Annotated in this window: 11 protein-coding genes and 9 pseudogenes; 14 read left to right on the forward strand and 6 right to left on the reverse strand. The window is 72.8% G+C overall.

Annotation, left to right across the window (positions count from 1 at the left end):
* The first annotated feature begins 61 nt into the window (after positions 1–61).
* From FF86_RS00105 to FF86_RS00125, 7 genes and pseudogenes are all read left to right on the forward strand, one after another.
* Positions 62–832 carry an SDR family NAD(P)-dependent oxidoreductase gene (locus FF86_RS00105; protein ID WP_044887292.1) on the forward strand — a complete coding sequence of 257 codons (771 nt, stop codon included), beginning with the start codon at positions 62–64 and terminating at the stop codon, positions 830–832.
* A gap of 118 nt (positions 833–950) precedes the next feature.
* On the forward strand, positions 951–1,970 hold the full coding sequence (locus tag FF86_RS00110) for a DUF2889 domain-containing protein (RefSeq protein WP_044887316.1): 1,020 nt from the start codon (positions 951–953) through the stop codon (positions 1,968–1,970).
* Positions 1,971–1,982: 12 nt separating this feature from the next.
* Positions 1,983–2,822 (forward strand): hypothetical protein, encoded by an 840-nt coding sequence (locus FF86_RS00115; protein ID WP_044887291.1) that lies wholly within the window; start codon positions 1,983–1,985, stop codon positions 2,820–2,822.
* Positions 2,823–3,015: 193 nt separating this feature from the next.
* On the forward strand, positions 3,016–3,564 hold a 549-nt coding region (locus FF86_RS37005), incomplete at its 3' end, for an AMP-binding protein (RefSeq protein ID WP_242417905.1).
* Between the two features lies 1 nt (position 3,565).
* Positions 3,566–4,453, forward strand: a pseudogene (locus FF86_RS37010) (class I adenylate-forming enzyme family protein); the annotation flags it as partial.
* Between the two features lies 1 nt (position 4,454).
* Positions 4,455–4,641 (forward strand): annotated as a pseudogene (locus tag FF86_RS37015) (cyclohexanecarboxylate-CoA ligase); the annotation flags it as partial.
* A 391-nt stretch (positions 4,642–5,032) separates the two neighbouring features.
* Entirely contained in the window at positions 5,033–7,447 is a 2,415-nt protein-coding gene (locus FF86_RS00125) for a CoA transferase (protein WP_044887290.1), read from the forward strand.
* On the opposite strand, the pseudogene FF86_RS37020 reads toward FF86_RS00125, so the two are convergent.
* Together FF86_RS37020 and FF86_RS37025 are read right to left on the reverse strand one after the other, a co-directional pair.
* Positions 7,448–7,672: pseudogene (locus FF86_RS37020) on the reverse strand (ketosteroid isomerase); the annotation flags it as partial.
* 1 nt (position 7,673) lies between these two features.
* Positions 7,674–7,822, reverse strand: a pseudogene (locus FF86_RS37025) (ketosteroid isomerase); the annotation flags it as partial.
* A gap of 140 nt (positions 7,823–7,962) precedes the next feature.
* On the opposite strand from FF86_RS37025, the gene FF86_RS00135 reads away from it, so the two are divergent.
* Positions 7,963–8,595 carry a TetR/AcrR family transcriptional regulator gene (locus tag FF86_RS00135; protein ID WP_044887313.1) on the forward strand — a complete coding sequence of 211 codons (633 nt, stop codon included), beginning with the start codon at positions 7,963–7,965 and terminating at the stop codon, positions 8,593–8,595.
* Positions 8,596–8,638: 43 nt separating this feature from the next.
* On the opposite strand, the gene FF86_RS37030 is transcribed toward FF86_RS00135, so the two are convergent.
* Together FF86_RS37030 and FF86_RS37035 are read right to left on the reverse strand one after the other, a co-directional pair.
* Positions 8,639–9,067: amidohydrolase family protein (locus FF86_RS37030; RefSeq protein ID WP_242417906.1), on the reverse strand; the 429-nt coding region annotated here is incomplete at its 5' end.
* Position 9,068: 1 nt separating this feature from the next.
* Positions 9,069–9,708, reverse strand: a pseudogene (locus FF86_RS37035) (amidohydrolase family protein); the annotation flags it as partial.
* Positions 9,709–10,183: 475 nt separating this feature from the next.
* Here FF86_RS37035 and FF86_RS00145 point away from each other — a divergent pair.
* Positions 10,184–10,795 (forward strand): TetR family transcriptional regulator, encoded by a 612-nt coding sequence (locus FF86_RS00145; RefSeq protein WP_055863579.1) that lies wholly within the window; start codon positions 10,184–10,186, stop codon positions 10,793–10,795.
* A gap of 80 nt (positions 10,796–10,875) precedes the next feature.
* On the opposite strand, the pseudogene FF86_RS37040 reads toward FF86_RS00145, so the two are convergent.
* Both FF86_RS37040 and FF86_RS00150 read right to left on the reverse strand, forming a co-directional pair.
* Positions 10,876–11,109: pseudogene (locus tag FF86_RS37040) on the reverse strand (branched-chain amino acid ABC transporter substrate-binding protein); the annotation flags it as partial.
* Between the two features lies 1 nt (position 11,110).
* A pseudogene (locus FF86_RS00150) lies at positions 11,111–12,255 on the reverse strand (ABC transporter substrate-binding protein); the annotation flags it as partial.
* A 321-nt stretch (positions 12,256–12,576) separates the two neighbouring features.
* Here FF86_RS00150 and FF86_RS37045 point away from each other — a divergent pair.
* The 5 genes and pseudogenes from FF86_RS37045 to FF86_RS00165 form a co-directional block, all read left to right on the forward strand.
* Positions 12,577–12,844, forward strand: a 268-nt coding sequence (locus FF86_RS37045; RefSeq protein ID WP_255355666.1) for an SDR family NAD(P)-dependent oxidoreductase, incomplete at its 3' end; no start/stop codon positions are given.
* A gap of 1 nt (position 12,845) precedes the next feature.
* Positions 12,846–13,350 (forward strand): annotated as a pseudogene (locus FF86_RS37050) (SDR family oxidoreductase); the annotation flags it as partial.
* A 283-nt stretch (positions 13,351–13,633) separates the two neighbouring features.
* Positions 13,634–14,477: branched-chain amino acid ABC transporter permease (locus tag FF86_RS37055; RefSeq protein ID WP_396229715.1), on the forward strand; the 844-nt coding region annotated here is incomplete at its 3' end.
* Between the two features lie 144 nt (positions 14,478–14,621).
* Positions 14,622–16,426, forward strand: a pseudogene (locus FF86_RS37060) (ATP-binding cassette domain-containing protein); the annotation flags it as partial.
* A gap of 537 nt (positions 16,427–16,963) precedes the next feature.
* On the forward strand, positions 16,964–17,590 hold the full coding sequence (locus FF86_RS00165) for an ABC transporter ATP-binding protein (protein ID WP_396229724.1): 627 nt from the start codon (positions 16,964–16,966) through the stop codon (positions 17,588–17,590).
* The last annotated feature ends 220 nt before the right edge of the window (positions 17,591–17,810 follow it).

The raw sequence follows: 17,810 nt of genomic DNA on the forward strand, positions 1-17,810 counted from the left end.
CCGGCGCAGTGCCTGGCCGGACGACCCATTGGCTGAACGACACAGACGGGAAAGGGACCGGATGGAACTGGCAGGCAACGTCGCCCTCGTGACCGGCGGCGCGGGCGGCCTCGGTGAGGCCACGGTGCGGGCGATCGTCGCCGCGGGCGGGTCGGCGATCATCGCCGACCTCAACGACGAGCGCGGCGAGAAGCTCGCCGCCGAGCTCGGCGACGCGGTGAAGTATTCGCGTACCAACGTGCTCGATGACGACTCGGTCCTCGCGACGATCGAGGCGGCCGGACAGCTCGGCACGCTGCGCTACGCGGTGGCGGCGCACGGCGGCTTCGGTGTCGCCGAGAAGGTCGTGCAGCGTGACGGCTCGCCGGCGTCGCTGGACGGCTTCCGCAAGACCGTCGACCTGTACCTCACCGGCACGTACAACGTGCTGCGCCTGACCGCCGCGGCGATCGCGCGCGCCGAGCCCGGCGAGGACGGCGAGCGCGGCGCGGTCGTGACCACGGCCAGCATCGCCGCCTTCGAGGGCCAGATCGGCCAGTCGTCGTACGCGGCGGCCAAGGGCGGCGTCGTCGGCCTCACCCTCGCCGCGGCCCGCGACCTCGGCTCGCTCGGCATCCGGGTGGTCTGCATCGCCCCGGGTACCATCCGCACGCCGATCATGGAGTCGGTCGGGCCGGAGGCGCTGGCGAAGTTCGGCGCGGCGGTGCCGTTCCCGAAGCGGCTTGGCCACCCGTCGGAGTACGGCGCGCTGGTCACCCACATCCTGACCAACCCCTACCTCAACGGCGAGACGATCCGCCTGGACGGCGCGCAGCGCTTCCAGCCCCGGTAGGGCTCGGCGGCCGCGGGGCCGCCCGCCGCAGCCGGCCTGGCCCGGCGGTGGCGACCTCGTGGCCGCACCACGTTCCACCCGGCCCGACCCGGGCCCGATCTGACACGGGGGAGTGGCGATGATCCGAGCAGGTCATCCCGGCCATGGTCCGCGCATTCCGGCGGCGGCGACCCCCCGGCGCCGACCGGGTTCGATCCGGCGCACCAGCACCGTCGACATCGTCGGCGGCCGCGAGCTGAGCGGCCCGCTGGTGCTGCGCGGGCGGGGCCGCGACCTGCTCACCGACCCCGCCGGGACCGGGTTCGAGCTGGCCCACGCGGCCGTCGAGGTCGAGATCGACCGCACGGCGCGCCCCGCCGTCGCCCGCGTCACCGCCGACCCGCCCCTGCCCGGCGCCGAGGCGCTCGTCGGCGCGAGCGTGCCCGGCGGGTTCCGCAAGGCCATCGCCGCCGCCCTGCCCGCCGAGGGGTCGTCCCTGGGGCACCTGCTGCTCGACGACGTGCCCGGCGCGGTCATCATCTCCGGGTACGCCTGGGCGGTGGAGCCCGGCGAGAACGGGCCGCATCCGGGCGGGATGGCCCAGGCCGACATCTGCTCCGGCTGGCGTTCCGACGGCACGATGATGGTCTCCCTGCGCCGCGCCGGCGGCCTGCCGCCGATGGCCGGCCCCGTCGCCCCCGACCTCGCCGACCCCGACGACCCGGCCGCCTGGCACGAGCTGGCGCCGCTGGGCGTGCACGGGGTGCGCCGCCGCCGGCGGCTCGACCTCACCGTCCACGACGGGCTGCTCGACGTCGACGCGATGTTCCGCGACACCTACGTCGACTCCGACGGCGACGAGACCGTCGTCCACGAGTACGGCCTGAGCGCCGGGATCGACGCCGCGACGTTCACCGTCGTGACGGTCGCCGCGCAGCCGCGGGTCCTGCCCTGGGTCGAGTGCCCGCTGGCCGGCGCGAGCGCGGACCGCCTCGTCGGTACCGACGTCCGCGCCGTGCGCGGGCTGGTCGGCGGCGCGTTCCGCGGCATCTCCACCTGCACCCATCTCAACGACCTGCTGCGCTCGCTCGGCGACGTCGAGGCGCTGGCCGCCGCGCTCGGAAAGAATTCCGGGGCGGTTCGCCCGGTATCCCTGTAGTACCGTCCAGGAATGGTCAGGGATATTCGTGAAGTCACCCCGGAAGAACACTGGAAGCAGTTCGAGGAGGCCTGGACGGCCCTGCTCAGCTACCGTTATCTGGGAAAGCTGAGCCCCGATCTCGACAGCGAAGTCGAGCGGGAGACGATGCCGCTGCGCCACGACATGCGCAACTCGACCGGCGGCATCATGGCGGCGCCGCTGTGCATCGCCTCGCCCGAGCCCTACTGGTTGGACAGCCAGTGCGTGCCGGCGCCGGTGGTGATGTCCTACGACATCCTCGACAGCGCCCGCGACGTCCGCGGTGTCGTCGTGCACCGCGACGTCATCCACCTCGGCCGCTCCATGGGTTTCAGCCGGTCACTGACGGTCGACGCCGACGACCCGAGCCGGGTGATCGCCGTGTCGTGCGGGACCGGGGTGAGCCTCGGCGACGTCCCCGAGGACTACCAGAAGGTCTCCAACCCCCCGGTCCCAGTGGTGGACTCCCCGTCGCTGCCGCCGCTGCACCAGGTCTTCGGGGCGCGCCGCGGGGACGACGGGGTCTGGCGGCTGCCCGAGGTCACCCCGGAGCTGTCCTCGCCGCACGCCGCGCTGCACCTCGGGCCGATCAACATCGTCCTCGAGGCCGCGGCGACGGACGCCGCCGCCGCGCACGCCGGCACCGACGCACTGCAGGTCGACAGCTGGATCGTCATGTTCATCCGCCCCGGCGTCGCCGGGCCGTTCCGGGCCGAGGCCGAGGTGGTCAGCGGGCGCTCCGAGCGGATCGCGACGCAGCTGACGCTGCGCGATGAGGGGCGAGGGGACCGCGTCGTCAGCGTCGCCCGCGCCGTCTTCCGCCGGGTCTGACGCACGTCGAGTGAGCGGGCCGCTTCGCGGCGTCCCGTCATTGACGATGGTTGCGACGGCTTCATAGAATATCGTTCTACGCGCGGCGAAGAAGTGTCCTCCGTATCCTGCGCCGGGATTCCTCGGTCATTCGGGGATCTCGTCTGCGTCGGTTCCGCCGGCCGCGCCGCATCGAGTCCGAGGGGTGCTTCGCGTGCCGGTTCCGGTTTCGGTCATCAATGACGCCGTCACCTGGTGGGAGCTGATCGAGCGCCGGGCGCGGGCGACCCCGGATCTGGCGATGCTCGTCGACGCCGGCGGGCGGCGGCTGACCTTCCGGCAGTTCCGCGACGTCGCCGAGCGGGTCGCCGCCGGGCTGTGGGAGCTGGGGGTGCGCCCGGGGGAGACGGTGAGCTGGCAGCTCCCGACGACGATCGAGGCCGCCGTGCTCATGTCGGCGCTGGCCCGCCTCGGCGCGGTACAGAACCCGCTCATCCCGGTCCTGCGCGAGGCCGAGGTCGACTTCATCGTCGGCCAGCTCAGGGCGCGCTGGATCGTCGTCCCCGAGGTCTTCCGCCGATTCGACCATCGGACGATGGCGGAGAAGGTCGCCGCCCGCCACGACGCCCGCGTCCTCGTCTGCGATCCCGCCACGTCGGTCGGGGGAGGGGAGGCCGGGGAAGAGGAGGCCGGGGAGGCGGGGATCCCGATCGGGTTGCCGCTGGGCGACCCGGCCGTGCTCCCGCCCCTGGCCGGGGCCGTGNCCGTGGCCGTGGACGCCGACGGTGACGCGGTGCGCTGGGTGTTCTACACCTCGGGCACCACGGGCGTGCCCAAGGGCGTGCGGCACACCGACCGTTCGGTGCTCGCCAGCTCCAACGGGATGGTCTACCAGCTCGGATTCACCGAGGCCGACGTCGCGTCCATCCCGTTCCCGCTGGCGCACATCGGCGGCCCGGGGATGCTGGGTCTCATGGCGCGGGTCGGGTGCTCCGGCGTGCTCGTGGAGACCTTCGACCGGGAGGCCACCCCGGAGATGCTCGCCCGCCACGGCGTGACGATGCTCGGCAGCGCCGCGCCGTTCTTCCACGCCTACCTCGACGCGCAGCGCCGCCACGGCGACGAGCCGCTGTTCCCCCGGCTGCGGCTGTGCGTCTCGGGCGGGGCGCCGAACGAGCCGGGCCTGCACACGCGGATCCGCGCCGAGCTCGGCGGGGCCGGGATCTGCAACGGCTGGGGCCTCACCGAGCATCCCGTCGTCGGTTACGCCGCGCCCGGGTCCCCGGACGAGCGGATGGAACGCACCGCCGGCCGCCCGGCGCCGGGGGTCAGCGTGCGGGTCGTGCGCGCCGACGACACGCCCGCCGCACCCGGGGAGGAGGGCGAGCTGCGCCTGCGCGGCCCGCAGCTCTTCGCCGGCTACACCGATCCCGCCCTCGACGCGGGGGCCTTCGACGAGGCCGGCTACCTGCGCAGCGGCGACCTCGGCTATGTCGACGTCGACGGCTGGCTGCACCTGACCGGGCGGCTGAAGGACATCATCATCCGCAATGCCGAGAACATCTCGGCGCTGGAGGTCGAGGCGGTCGTGCTGCGCCATCCGGCGGTCGCCGAGGTCGCCGTCGTCGGGCTGCCCGACGCCCGCACGGGGGNGCGCGCCGTCGCCGTCGTCGTGCCCGACCCCGACCAGCCGGCGCCGACGCTCGCGGCGCTCGTGGCGTTCTGCCGCGCCGAGGGCCTCGCCCCCTACAAGATCCCTGAGCAGCTCGAACTGGTCGCCGAGCTCCCCCGCAACTCCATGGGCAAGGTCCTCAAGCGCCAGCTCCAGCTCGCCTTCTGACGCGGACCGTTTTCCTGGCCTCAGCACGCGGGCCGTGGNGGCGGCTGTCAGGTGGTCCGCGACGGATGCAGGGAAGGCTCATGCGCCCGCCCTGCGCCGCAGGCGCGATGACCGCGACGCGGTTCCGCGGAACACCAAGATCGCCGCAGCCGCAGCAATACAGCCGAGTCCCGCACCGGGGGACGAAGTCCTGGCCCACGCCGTGGCAGCGCGGATGCTGCGTACACGATGTGTCTAGAACTGGCTGAGCTGCAGGAATACACGGATTAGGGTGGACGTGGATGCTCGCCGTCCTGGTCGATCCGGCGCCCACCGCTGTCGTCGGGTCCGAGATGCAGCCGGGGACCGGGAGGTGTGGACGGCAGCGCGACCTCGGCGGGAGGGGTGCGGGATGAGTGGCGCGTATGACGGCGTGCGGGTCCTCGACGCGAGCGGGGGGATCGCGGGCGCGATGGCCGCGATGTACCTCGCCGACCAGGGCGCCGACGTCGTGCGATTACTCTCGCCGGGGCGCGGCCCGCTCGACGGCGGCCCGGGTGCGCTGTGCTGGGACCGGAACAAGTGGCTGTGCGCCCTCGACCGGACAACCCCCGCCGGGGCGGCGCAGCTTCGCCGCCTGCTCGCCGCCGCCGACGTGCTCGTCGTCGACGGCACTCCCGACGACCTCGACCGCGACGGCCTCGACCCGGACGGTGTGCGCGCGGCGCATCCGGACCTGATCCACCTGTGGCTGCCGCTGCTCGCCCCGGCGGCGCCGTGGGGCCGACTGCCGGCCGATCCGCTGCTCGCCGACGCCGTGTCCAGCGCCTCCGGTGAGCACGGCTCCTACGACGGTCACCCACTCGCGCTGGTCACCCCGATCGCCGCCTATGGCCAGGCCATCCTCGGCGCGACCGCCGCCGCGGCCGCCCTGCTGGGCCGCGACGGTGCCGGCCGCGACGGTGCCGGCCGCGGGGATGCCGCCCGCGGGGATGCCGCCCGCGGGGGTGCCGGCCGCGGGCGGGCGGTGCTGGTCAGCGGGCTGCACGCGACGGCGGCGATGCAGGCCGCGAGCCTCACCGACGCCGAGGGGATCATCCGCGCGAGCCAGCCGGGGGGCGGTGGCTCGTCGCCGAACTACCGGCTCTACCGCTGTTCCGACGACCGCTGGCTCTACCTCGGCGCGCTCACCGAGCCGCTTTTCCTCACCGCGCTCGACGTGCTCGACCTGTTCGAGGTGCTGACCATGCCGGGCGTGGACGGCTCGATGCTGAACATGCTGCGCCCCGGTGTCGGCGCCCCGGTCGTCGAACGCTTTGCGGCGAGGTTCGCCGAGCGGCCGCTGGCCCACTGGGAGCGGCTGCTGACCGACGCCGGGGTGCCCAACGCCCCGGCGCAGACCCGCGACGAGTGGTGGGCGGGCGAGGTCGTCGCGTCGAACGGGATGCGCCGGGTGCACGTCCATCCCGAGCTCGGCCCGGTGGAGATCCCCGGCGATCCGATCCGGTTGAGCCGCACCCCGGGGACGTTCTCGCACCTGCCGGGCGCGCAGGCGTTCGTCGACGCCGCGGCGGTCTGGACCGATCCGCGCCCTGCCGCGGGGGGAGAGGAGCCGGCGGCCGCGGTGGCGGGGGAGCCGGCGGCGCCGCTGGCCGGGCTGCGCGTGCTCGACCTGGGCAGCTTCGTCGCCGGGCCGTTCGGCTCGACGCTGCTGGCCGACTACGGCGCCGAGGTCATCAAGGTCGAGGGGCCCGGCGGCGACCCCTACCGGATCTACACCGTCTCCTTCCTCGCCTTCCACAAAGGTCAGGACGACATCGTGGTCGACCTGAAGACCCCCGAGGGCCGGGAGACGTTCCACGACCTGGTGCGCAGCGCCGACGTCCTGCTCGACAACGTGCGCCCGGGGGTACGCGAGCGCATCGGTACCGACCACGCCACCCTCGCCGCGATCAACCCGCGGCTCGTGCGCGGCACGGTCACCGCCTGGGGCACCGGCAACCCGCTGAGCGCCACCCCTGCGTTCGATCCGCTGCTGCAAGCCCGCTCCGGGCTCATCACCGCCCAGGGCGGCGCCGGCGCGCCCTGCCAGAGCGCCATGCTCGTGCACGACATCGGCACCGGGTCGCTGGTCGCCTTCGGCATCCTCGCCGCGCTGTACGCCCGGCGGCGCGACGGGCTCGGGCAGGAGGTCGTCACCACGATGGTGAACTCCTCGGTGATGATGCAGGCCGGGGAGTTCGTCCGCCACGCCGGGCGGCCCGCGCCGGCGGTGGGCGGCCACGAGTACGTCGGCGACACCGCGGTGCACCGGCTGCACCCGTGCAAGGAGGGCTGGGTCGCCGTCGCCGCCACGACGCCCGAGCACGCCGCCGCCCTCGTGGCCGCACTCGACCTCGCAGACGTGGGGCGCGAGGCCGGCGTGGGAGGGGAGGCCGGTGCCGTGGCGCTGCTGCGGGCGCCGGCCGCGGGCCCGGCGGCCGACCGGATCACCGCGGCGCTCGCCGGCCTGACCAGCGCCGAGGCCGCCGACCTGCTCGCCGCCGCGGGCGTGCCGGCCGCCCCCGTCCTCGACCGCGGCGGCTTCCTGACCGATCCCTGGTTCGCCGCGGCGGGCATCCTCACCCGCATCGACGAACCGGACGTCGGCCCGTGCACGGTCGTGCGCCGCTACGCCGACTGGTCCGGCAACCCGGTCGAGATCACCGCGGCGGCTCCGCCCCCGGGGGCGGGCACCCGCCGGATCCTCGCGGGCCTGGGCTACTCCGACAGTCGCATCGCCGAGCTCCTCGCCGCGGGGGCGGTCCGGGAGCACCCGGCGCCGTGATCAGGCGGGGTCGGTCCGCGGCAGGTCGCCGGCCTCGCTCAGCGCGAAGACCGTCCGGGAGTGGTAGGTGTCGTTGAACTCCCACAGCCGGCTGATGCGCTCGCCCGAGAACTCGAACAGGAAGTGGTATGCCTGGTCGTAGTGCTTGCCGGCGACGGTGACCGCGTGGCCCTCGGTGAGGGCGGCGACCCGGTCGTCCTCGGCGGTGAGCGTCGTGACGGTCTGNTGGATCGGCGCCCGCAGCAGCTCGGTGTTGACCCAGTCGATCGACGCGCGCATCTGGTCGCGGTCGGAGAACCGCCGCGTCGACAGGCTGAACCAGGCGGCGTCGTCGGTGAGCAGGTCGAAGGCGCCGGCCACGTCGCCGGCGTTCATCCGGTCGAAGAACGCCCGCACCGCCGCCTTGTTCCGTGCCACCGTCGTCGGCGTCGCTGCACCGGTGTCGGCCANCTCGGGACTCCTCTCGTCTGCGCGACCCTATGCTGAACATCTGTTCACCATGGAGGGGGATGGCGATGTCGACGCACCTGACCGGGCCGGAGGATCTCACCGCGAAGGCGCGCATCCGGGCGGCGGCCTTCGCCCTGGTCGCCGAGCGGGGCGTGCACTCGACGACCGTCCGCGCGATCGCCCAGCGCGCCGGCGTCTCACCGGCCCTGGTGATCCACCACTTCGGTTCGAAGCAGGGGGTCATCGACGCGATCTCGACGTGGATCGTCGAGTACCTGCACCGCAACACCCGCGAACCCGATCGCGGCGGCGACCCGGCGCAGGCGCTGCAACGCCGGCTCGTCCGCTTCGAGCGGATGGTCGCGGAGGTGCCGCTGCTCGGCGCCTACGTCCGCCGGATGCTGCTCGACGGCCAGCCCGACGGCCTGGACTGGTTCCGCCGGGCGGTGGACCTGTCCGCCGAGGAACTCGCCCACCGCGAACGCCTGGGCAAGGCCCGACCGTCGACGGACCTGCGCGCCGAGGCGGCGATGCTGTTCATCCTCGGCTTCGCTCCGGTCCTGCTCGGCCCGATGCTGGAACACGCCCTGGGCCTCGACTTCGACGACGAGCGGTCCTGGACGCGGTGGCGCGACGCCGAGTCCGAGCTGCTGACCTCCGCGCTCTACCCCGGCGCCGCGACCACCGGCACGTCCTGACGGTTCAGTTCAGGTGCCCGGTCAGTTCAGGTGCCCGGTCAGTTCAGGTGCGCGGGAAGTTGAGCATCGTGCGGGCGTTGGTCTCGGTGATCTTCACGACCTCGTCGTCGGGGACGTTCGCGAGGACCTCGGCGGCACGCTTGCGGCTGTTCGGCCAGTTCGAGTCGGAGTGCGGGTAGTCGATCTCCAGCATGATCCGGTCGATGCCGACCTTGTGCCGGTTCTCCAGGCCGAACTCGTCGTCGATGAAGCAGCCCCAGAAGTGCTCGCGGAACAGGTCGGAGGGGCGGGCGTCGAAGTCGATCGGCTGGTAGTAGCGGTGGCGCTCCCAGACGAAGTCGGCGCGCTCGAGCAGGTAGGGGATCCAGCCGATGCCGCCCTCGGCCAGGGAGAACTGCAGCTTCGGGTGCTTCTGGAGGATCCCGGAGAACAGCAGGTCGGTGGTCGACCACATGAGGTTGGTCGAGAAGATNGTGATGGCGACGGCGAACGGCGCGTCGGGCAGGACGACCTCACCGGGAATGGCGCGGGTGGCGGCGAAGGAGAAGCCGGGGACGTAGCTGCCCGAGCCGAAGTGCAGCGAGATGACCATGCCGGTCTCCTCGCAGGCGTCCCACACGGGCTCCCAGGCGGCGTTGTGGAACGACGGCAGCCCCAGCGGCACGGGGCTGTCGGGGAAGGAGATGGTCCGGGCGCCCTTGGCGGCGGTGCGGCGGATCTCCGCCGCGGCGAGCTGCGGGTCCCAGGTGGGGATCAGGGCGAGGGGGATGAAGCGGTCCGGCGCGGCCGCGCACCACTCGTCGATGTGGAAGTCGTTCCACGCCTGCACGCACAGCAGCGCGAGGTCCTTGTCGGGCGCCCGCTGGAACACGCCGCCGCCGAAGCCGGGGAAGGACGGGAAGCACAGGGCGGCCTGGATGCCGTCGAGGTCCATGTCCTTGACCCGGGCGACCGGGTCGTAACAGCCGGGGATCATCTCCTCGTAGCGGACCGGGTCGATGCCCCACTCCTGCGGCGGGCGGCCGGCGACCGCGTTGAGCCCGACGGTCGGGAAGACCGAACCGTCGTAGTGCCAGACGTGCTTGCCGTTCTGCTCGACGATGCGCGGGCCCTNCTCGNGCAGCGCCGCCGGCAGCCGATCCTGCCAGACGCGGGGATGTTCGATGAGGTGGTCGTCCACCGAGACGATCTGATGATGATCCTGCAGCGGCATGAGACGCGCTCCCTCGTCGGTGTTGCGGTTGGGCGCGAGGCAGNGTACCCAATGTTGACGCACCCGTCACCTGATTGCTGTCCGCCGGTCAGGTGACTGCGCAGGGAATCTGAGCGTCGACGTGCCGTGCACACAGGACGTATGCCCCGTGCAAGCGGGGAGGCGGCAGAGTCTCTCGTCCGGCCGGGCGGTCCGGCGGTCCGCAGGGGCCTTCCGTTGGCGGTGGCGTCAACTACCGTGGGGATCCCTCACGTCCGCCTCGCGGGCACGTCGCCGGGCCGCCGTCCACACGCCGTAGAATGATGTTCCACGGGCCGTGTCCGGCTGCTGGCGTGCGCCCACAGATGCCGCTGTGCGCCGACGAAGGGAGCGCCGATGGCGAGTCCGCTGCGCTACCTCGACGATCCCGCCGCCCTGGCGCGCGAGCGGCAGGCGTTCATCGCCGCGGCGCTGGACCTGCTCGCCGCGACCGACACGGTCGACCTGCAGGTGAGCCGGATCGTGGCGCGCGCCGGGCGGCACAACGCCGCCTTCTACCGGGTGTTCGGGTCGAAGGACGGGCTGACCCTGGCCGTGGTCGAGGAGGCGACGCGGCGCACGGCCATGGTGGTGGAGCGCCGCGTCGCCGCCGCCGGACCGCCCGTCGAGGCGGTACGCACCTGGGCGGTGGCGCTGCTGTCGCTGGCTCGGGGCGAGGCGGCGCGGGCGATCCGCGCCCTCGCCCTGGACCGTTATCGCCTGCTGCACCGCTTCCCGCAGGCCGAGGCCACGCTGACTTTCCCGCTGCGCCAGCCCCTGACCCGGACGTTGCGCAGCGCCGAGCTGCCGCGGGCGGAACTGCTCGCCGACGCCGCGTTCGAACTGGTCATGAGCCGCCAGGCGGCCTGGATCGCTCTCGACCATCAGCCCGACACCGACGAGGTCGCCGCCTACGCGGAGCTGGTCCTGGACCTCGTCGGCCTGCCCCGGCCCGCCGCCTCGCGGTAGCCGGGCGCACGCAGAGGCGCTCCGGGGCCAGCGGCCCCGGAGCGCCCGTCTGCGTGTGCTGCCCGCTTTGGCGGGGACCGTCAGCTCGCGCCGAGCTTGAAGATCCCCGTGGTGTCGAGGGAGCGGAAGTTCGTCAGCGTGCCCTGCTTGTCGGCGTCCGCGATGAACCCGGTGGTGGAGCAGATGTTCGGCGAGATCGAGTTGGCCTTGCCGTTGCACTGGAAGTCGGCGCCACCGCCGAGCGCGTACGTGGTGGGCGGCATGGTGTGCAGCGCCGTGGCGATGGCCGCGGAGGAGACGTCCGTGCCGGGCACNGAGTTCACGCCCCGCACCAGGCTCAACATGCCCTGGTAGCCGCTCATGCTGATCGAGTCGATCTTCAGGTTCTTGCCGTAGGCGCCGATCACGGCGTTGAACAGCTTGAACTCGGGGGTGGACGGGTCGACGTTGGCCTGCGCGATGATGTCGACGCCGGCGAAGCCGCCGGGGATCGACGCGCCGTGGTCGGCGCCGATGCAGCGGTCCAGCGCGGTGATCGGCGCGGTGATGCCGAGGGCCTTGATCGCCTTGATGGCGCTGGCGCAGAACGTCGGGTCGCCGATCACGTGATACATCGCCGGCTTGTTCTTCTGCGCGGTCTGGACCTGCGGGGTCATGTCGGCGGTGCCCGGCGGGATCGCGATCACCTCGGCCTTGGCCCCGGCGTTGGCGAAGAACGGCGGGACGAGCTGCTTGGCCGGGTCGCTGGCCGCGGGCACGTCGATGACGAACACGGCGGCGCTGGTGAGCTTCTTGTCCCGGGCGAAGGCGGCCGGGGTGCCGAAGGAGGCCAGGGGGTTGCCCCAGATGAACACGTTCTTCGTCGTCAGGGTGGCCTGGGTCGCGACGAGGTTCATGCCCACCGGGATGCCCGCCGGCGCGACGATCTTCAGCCAGGGGTCGGTCTGCCCGGGGCTGCCAGCCCCGACCGCGGCGACCTTCTCCCGCAGGAACTGGTTGCCGCAGGCCTGCGCGTTGGCCGGGACGGACTTGTCCTCGCAGGTGACGAGCTCGATCTTGTGGCCGCGCAGGCCGCCGAGGTGGGCGTTGGCGTAGTCGACCACGGCCTGGGCGGCCCGGATCTCGCCGGAGGTGTCGACGGCCTGCGTCCGGCCGGTGCTGACCCAACCGATCTTGACCGGGGTGTCAGTGGCGGCCTTGGCGGGGCCGAGCAGGCTGCTGTCAGCCTTCGTCGTGCTGCCCGTGCCGCCCGTGCTGCCCGTGCTGCCTGTGCTGCTGCCGCCACCGCTGCTGCCGCCGCAGGCCGCCACGCCGGTGGCGACCGCCACGGCGAGCGCCACGGCCGACAGGCCGGCGCGGGCGCGCCCGCCCGAACGGGACAGGTGCCCGCGGGAGCGGGTCGGACACGTGCGCCGAAGCGGTAATCGCGAGCTGGAGATATGCACGCTGGAACTCCTCATGGTGTTCGGGAAGTGCCCGGGGGCCGGCCTGGGGTGGTGGTGCGGGAGCCGAGCCCCGCGACGGGCGACGGGCCGTCGAGTCCGTCGGACGCGTGGCCGCTCGGAGGTCGGTCGGTCGAAGCCGGCTGACGTCCGGCCGCGATTGTGGCTTAGGTCACGTTGTGTTGTCAATGAGCTGTTGTGATCACCGTTGCGGGCGCCCGGTTGGCGCACGTGCCAGGATGGGAACGCCGTTCCCGGCCGGTGTGCGCGGGCACGGCGGCAGGCTGGAACCGTCCCGGTGGGAGAGGCAGAACAGTGGACCTTGGCATTCGTGACCGGGTGGCGCTCGTCGTCGGTGGCAGCAAGGGGATCGGGCTCGAGGTGTCGAGGATGCTCGCCGCGGAGGGCAGCCGCGTCGCCGTCGTCGCCCGCACGCAGCGCCACATCGACTCGGCCGTCGCGTCCATCGCGCAGGCTGGTGGCGAGGCGGTCGGGGTGTCGGCGGACATGAGCACCGCCGAGGGCATCACCTCGGCCGTCGCCGAGGTCACCGAGCGCCTCGGGCCCCCGCTCATCGTGGTCACCCAGGCCGACTTCCACGTGCGCGNCTTCTTCGCCGAGATCACCCGGGCGGAGGACTACGTCGACTCCTACCGGACCTACACGCTCAGCCAGGTGCACATGCTGCACGCGGTCCTGCCGGGGATGCAGGAGGCCGGCTTCGGGCGCTACGTCCACATCGGCTCGGCGACGGCCAAGGAGCCGCAGAACAAGCCACCCCACACGGTGGCCAACGCCACCCGGCCGTCCACCGTCGGCCTGCTCAAGAGCGTCGCCGACGAGTACGCCCGCCACGGCATCACCATCAACACGATCGCCCCGGGCTGGATCGCGACGAAGACGACCAACTGGTACCTGTCGACCCACGAGGGCCTGACCGAGCCGGACGCGCGCCGCGAGTGGATGATCGAGACCGCGGGGGTGCCGGCCGCCCGGCTCGGTGAGCCCGAGGAGATCGCCTCGTCGATCGTCTACCTGTGCTCGCGCCAGGCCGGCTACCTGACCGGGCACTACATCGCCGTCGACGGGGGCCACCACCGCTCGGCCTTCTGATCGGTCTGCCTGCCGGGTGCCCNCCGCGGACGCAGCGTGACGCCGGGTGCGGAGCGGGTCCTCCGGCTGGCCGCGAACCGGCCGTTTGCCGCCCGTTCCGCCGCAGGTCACGGCATCGCTTGACAGGCTGTGAAGTAAGACACAAGAATCCAATGAGTTTAACTCAATCGGGGGGCCGGCGAGATCCGTCACGCGCCCCGAGGTCCTGTCGAGGCGCGGTGATCCGCGACCTGCGCAGGCCTGAGCGCCCCTCCCGCTCTGGGACGATCCTGCGGAGTGACTTTTGAGTCAACACATTGTTTTCCTGCTCCTCGGCCTCGGCAACGGTGCGGTGTTCGGTGCGCTCGCGCTCGCGCTCACCATCACCTACCGAAGCTCGGGGATCATCAACTTCGCGACGGGCAGCATCGCGCTGCTCGCCGCCTACGTCTATGCCTACCTGCGCTCCGGCGAGCTGATCAACCTGATCCCCGGCACGCCGACGACCATCGACATCGGTGGCGATTTACCGATGGGTGCCGCGCTGCCGATCGCGGTGGCGCTCTCCGCCCTGCTCGGCCTCGGGCTGCATCTGGTGATCTTCCGGCCGCTGCGCAACGCGCCACCGGTCGCCAAGGCGGTCGCCTCGCTCGGCGTCTCGCTGGCCATCACCGCCCTGATCGCCGCGCGGATGGGGACCACCGCCGTCGCGGTCGACCCGATCTTCCCGACCGACCTGTGGAAGGCCGGTTCGATCAACGTTCCGAGCGACCGGGTCTACCTGGCGATCACCGTGCTCGCGCTCGCCGCCGTGATCTCGCTCGTGTTCGCCCGCACCCGCTTCGGCCTCGCCACCCGCGCGACGGCGTCGAGCGAGAAGGGCGCCTACGTCAGCGGCATCTCCCCGGACCGGGTCGCCGCCGGCAACTGGATGATCTCCTCGGCGGCGGCCGGGCTGGTGGGCATCCTCATCGCGCCGATCGTCCCGCTGATCCCCGTCTCCTACACCCTGTTCATCGTCCCCGCCCTGGCGGCGGCGATCATGGGTCGGTTCCAGCACGTCCTGTGGGCGACGGTCGCCGGCATCGTCATCGGTGCCCTGCAGTCCGAGGCCCAGTACCTGCAGAACAACTACGACTGGCTGCCGTNGTCCGGCCTGCCGGAGCTCGTCCCACTCGTCCTGATCCTCATCGTCCTCGTCGTGCGCGCCCAGCCACTGCCCGGCCGCGGAGCGGTCATCACCCGCAACCTCGGCCGTGCCCCTCGACCGCACAACGTGGTGCTGCCGACCNTGGTTCCGACCGTGCTCGGTGTCGTGGGCCTCATCGCGTTCACCGGCGACCTGCGTGACGGGCTGATCTCCACGTTCGTCTACGCCGTCATCGCGCTGTCGGTCGTGGTCGTCACCGGCTACGCCGGGCAGGTGTCGTTCGCGCAGCTCCCGCTCGCCGGGGTCGCGGCGTTCCTGGTCGGGCCGATCTCCGAGCACCTGCACATCGCCTTCCCCTTCGCGCCGATCGTCGCCGCGCTCGGCGCCACCGTCATCGGCGTGGTGATCGGCCTGCCCGCGCTGCGCATCCGTGGACTGACGGTCGCGGTGGTGACCTTCGCGCTGGCGTTCGCGCTGGAAGCGCTGTGGTTCCGCAACCTCGACTTCGTCGGCTCCTCCGGCGCGTCGGTGCCCAACCCGGAGATCTTCGGGTGGGACCTCGGCGTCGGCAGTGGCTCGGACTTCCCCCGGGTGACGTTCGGGGTGGTCTGCCTGCTCGTGCTCGTGCTCGTCGGGCTCGGTGTGGCCTGGCTGCGCACCAGCACGCTGGGCTCGCAGATGCTCGCCGTGCGCGCCAACGAGCGCTCCGCCGCCGCGGCCGGCGTCAACGTGGTGCGGGTCAAGCTCGCCGCGTTCGCGCTCGGGGCGTTCATCGCGGGCATCGGCGGGGCGCTGCTGGCCTACAAGTACGGCAACGTCACCAACGACCCGTTCACCGCCATCGTCGGGCTGACCTTCTTCGGCACCGTCTACCTCGCGGGCACGACCTCGGTCTCCGGTGGGCTGCTCGCCGGGGTCACCGTCGTCAACGGGCTGGTCTACGCGCTCGTCGACAAGGTCGTCTCCACCGGGGTCTGGTACGAGGCGGTGGCGGCGCTGCTGCTGATCCTCACCGTCGTGTTCAACCCCGAGGGCATCGTCGGCCCCGCCCACCAGTTGATCGAACGCCGCCGCTCGCGGGCCGCGAACATCCGGTCGGACGCGCTCGTCGCGCCCGAGGACGCCGTGGTCGCGCAGGCCGACGAGATCGTCGCCGACGCCGCGGCGGCGACCGCGACGCCGGCGGTCACCTTCGACGACGCCGGCGAGCCCCTGCTGACCGTGCGCGACCTCACCGTCCGCTACGGCGGTGTGCTCGCCGTCGACGGCCTGTCCCTGGCCGTCCCGCCGGGGCGGATCGTCGGCCTCATCGGCCCGAACGGCGCCGGCAAGACGACGGCGATCGACGCGATCAGCGGATTCGCCCGGGCCACCGGCAGCGTGGCGCTCGCCGACCAGGACGTGTCGGTGCTGCGTCCGCACGAACGGGTCCGCGCCGGGCTCGGCCGGACCTTCCAGGCGATCGAGCTCTACGAGGACCTCAGCGTCCGGGAGAACGTCAGCGTCGGGCTGACCGCGGGCGCCTCGCGGCGCCAGGCCGGCAGTTCCAGTTCCGAGGAGGTCGCGGCGACCCTCACCCTGCTGCGGCTCACCGCCGTCGCCGACCGTCCTGCCGGCGAGCTCTCCCAGGGCCAGCGCCAGCTCGTCTCCATCGCCCGGGCCCTCGTCGGGCGCCCCCGGGTGCTGCTGCTCGACGAACCCGCGGGTGGTCTCGACACGGTCGAGAGCCACTGGCTCGGCCAGCGGCTGCGCGACATCCGCGCCAGCGGCGTCACGATCCTCATGGTCGAACACGACATGAGCCTCGTGCTCAGCCTCTGCGACGAGATCCACGTGCTCAACTTCGGCAAGGTGATCGCGCACGGCACCCCGGCGGAGATCCGCAGCCATTCCGCGGTCGCCGAGGCCTATCTCGGCAGCACCCACGCGGAGGAGGTGTCGGCATGACCGCGACGAACGAGCCGACTGCGAACGAGCCGACCGCGACGAGCGAGCCCGGCGTGACGAACGAGCCGACTGCGACGAGCGAGTCGACCGCCACCGAGTCGACCGCCACCGAGTCGACCGCCACCGAGTCGACGGTGGCGAAGGACGCGGTGGCGAGCAAGCCGGCGGGCACGACCGAGCCGACCCCGGCGGAGAAGCCGACCGCCGCGCCGACGGCGGCCGCCGAGCCGACCCCGGNCCGAGCCGACCCCGGCGGAGAAGCCGACCGCCGCGCCGACGGCGGCCGCCGAGCCGACCCCGGTGAAGGAGGTGGCCGCGGCGAAGGAGGTGGCCGCGGCGAGCGAGCCGGCGGTGATCCCCGCGGCGGCGAAGGAGCCGGTCGTGGTGAAGGAGCCGGTCGCGGGTACCGCCGCGGTGGTGGCTGGCGGGGCCGGGACGGGCGCCGCCACGCCGCTGCTGGACGTGCGTGGGCTGGAGGCCGGCTACGGCGCCGTGCGGGTGGTCCGGTCGTTGGACCTGACCGCCGACAGTGGGACCGTGCTGGGCGTTCTCGGCCCGAACGGCTCCGGCAAGACCACGATGATGATGACCCTCGCCGGGCTGCTGCCGCGGCTGGGCGGCGAGGTGCTGGTGGACGGCACGCCCGTGCCGGGGGGACGGCCGGCGGCGGCGAACCGGGCCGGCATCGTGCTCGTCCCCGACGACCGTGCGCTGTTCCCCGATCTCGACGTCCGGGAGAACCTCGTCGTCGCCCGGCGTTCCGGGGGATACAGTCTCGACGATGTCGTCGAGCTGTTCCCGAGCCTGGGCAAGCGGCTCAGCGTCGCGGCGGGGGCGTTGTCCGGCGGGGAGCAGCAGATGCTCGCCGTCGCCCGCGCGCTCGTGCAGAAGCCGCGGGTGCTGCTCATCGACGAGATGAGCATGGGTCTCGCACCGGTGATCGTCGAGGGCCTGCTGCCCGTGGTCCGCCGGATCGCCGACGAGACCGGGGCCGTCGTCATCCTCGTCGAGCAGCACGTCCAGCTCGCGCTGGAGGTCGCCGACCAGGCGATCGTGCTCGTGCACGGCGAGGTCGTCCGCAGCGGCCCGGCCGCCGACCTCGCCAACGACCGGGCCGGTCTCGAGGCCGCCTACCTGGGAGCCGAGGCGGGCGCCTCCGCCTGACCCCCCACATCCTTTCTGGCCCGCAGCACGCACCATCCGCGCGGTCCGTGGGCTGTTCGGTCCACGGACCGCGCATCCATGTAGTTGATGAGATGACTAAGGAGCACCACCGTGCGCTTGTTACCGCTTCGTTTCACGTCCGCCGGCCGGCTGGTCGCGCGGCCGCGTACCCGCACCGCGCTGACCGGCGTCCTGCTCGCCACCTCGCTGGTGGCCGCCG

Origin of the sequence: Frankia sp. CpI1-P, assembly GCF_001421075.1 — a bacterium.
Taxonomy (GTDB): Bacteria; Actinomycetota; Actinomycetes; order Frankiales; family Frankiaceae; genus Frankia; species Frankia torreyi.

What these genes read in the sequence shown, in the direction of transcription:
- FF86_RS00105 (WP_044887292.1), top strand. Translation starts at nt 62, where the DNA reads ATGGAACTGGCAGGCAACGTCGCCCTCGTGACCGGCGGCGCGGGCGGC.
- FF86_RS00110 (WP_044887316.1), top strand. Translation starts at nt 951, where the DNA reads ATGATCCGAGCAGGTCATCCCGGCCATGGTCCGCGCATTCCGGCGGCG.
- FF86_RS00115 (WP_044887291.1), top strand. Translation starts at nt 1,983, where the DNA reads ATGGTCAGGGATATTCGTGAAGTCACCCCGGAAGAACACTGGAAGCAG.
- FF86_RS00125 (WP_044887290.1), top strand. Translation starts at nt 5,033, where the DNA reads ATGAGTGGCGCGTATGACGGCGTGCGGGTCCTCGACGCGAGCGGGGGG.
- FF86_RS00135 (WP_044887313.1), top strand. Translation starts at nt 7,963, where the DNA reads ATGTCGACGCACCTGACCGGGCCGGAGGATCTCACCGCGAAGGCGCGC.
- FF86_RS00145 (WP_055863579.1), top strand. Translation starts at nt 10,184, where the DNA reads ATGGCGAGTCCGCTGCGCTACCTCGACGATCCCGCCGCCCTGGCGCGC.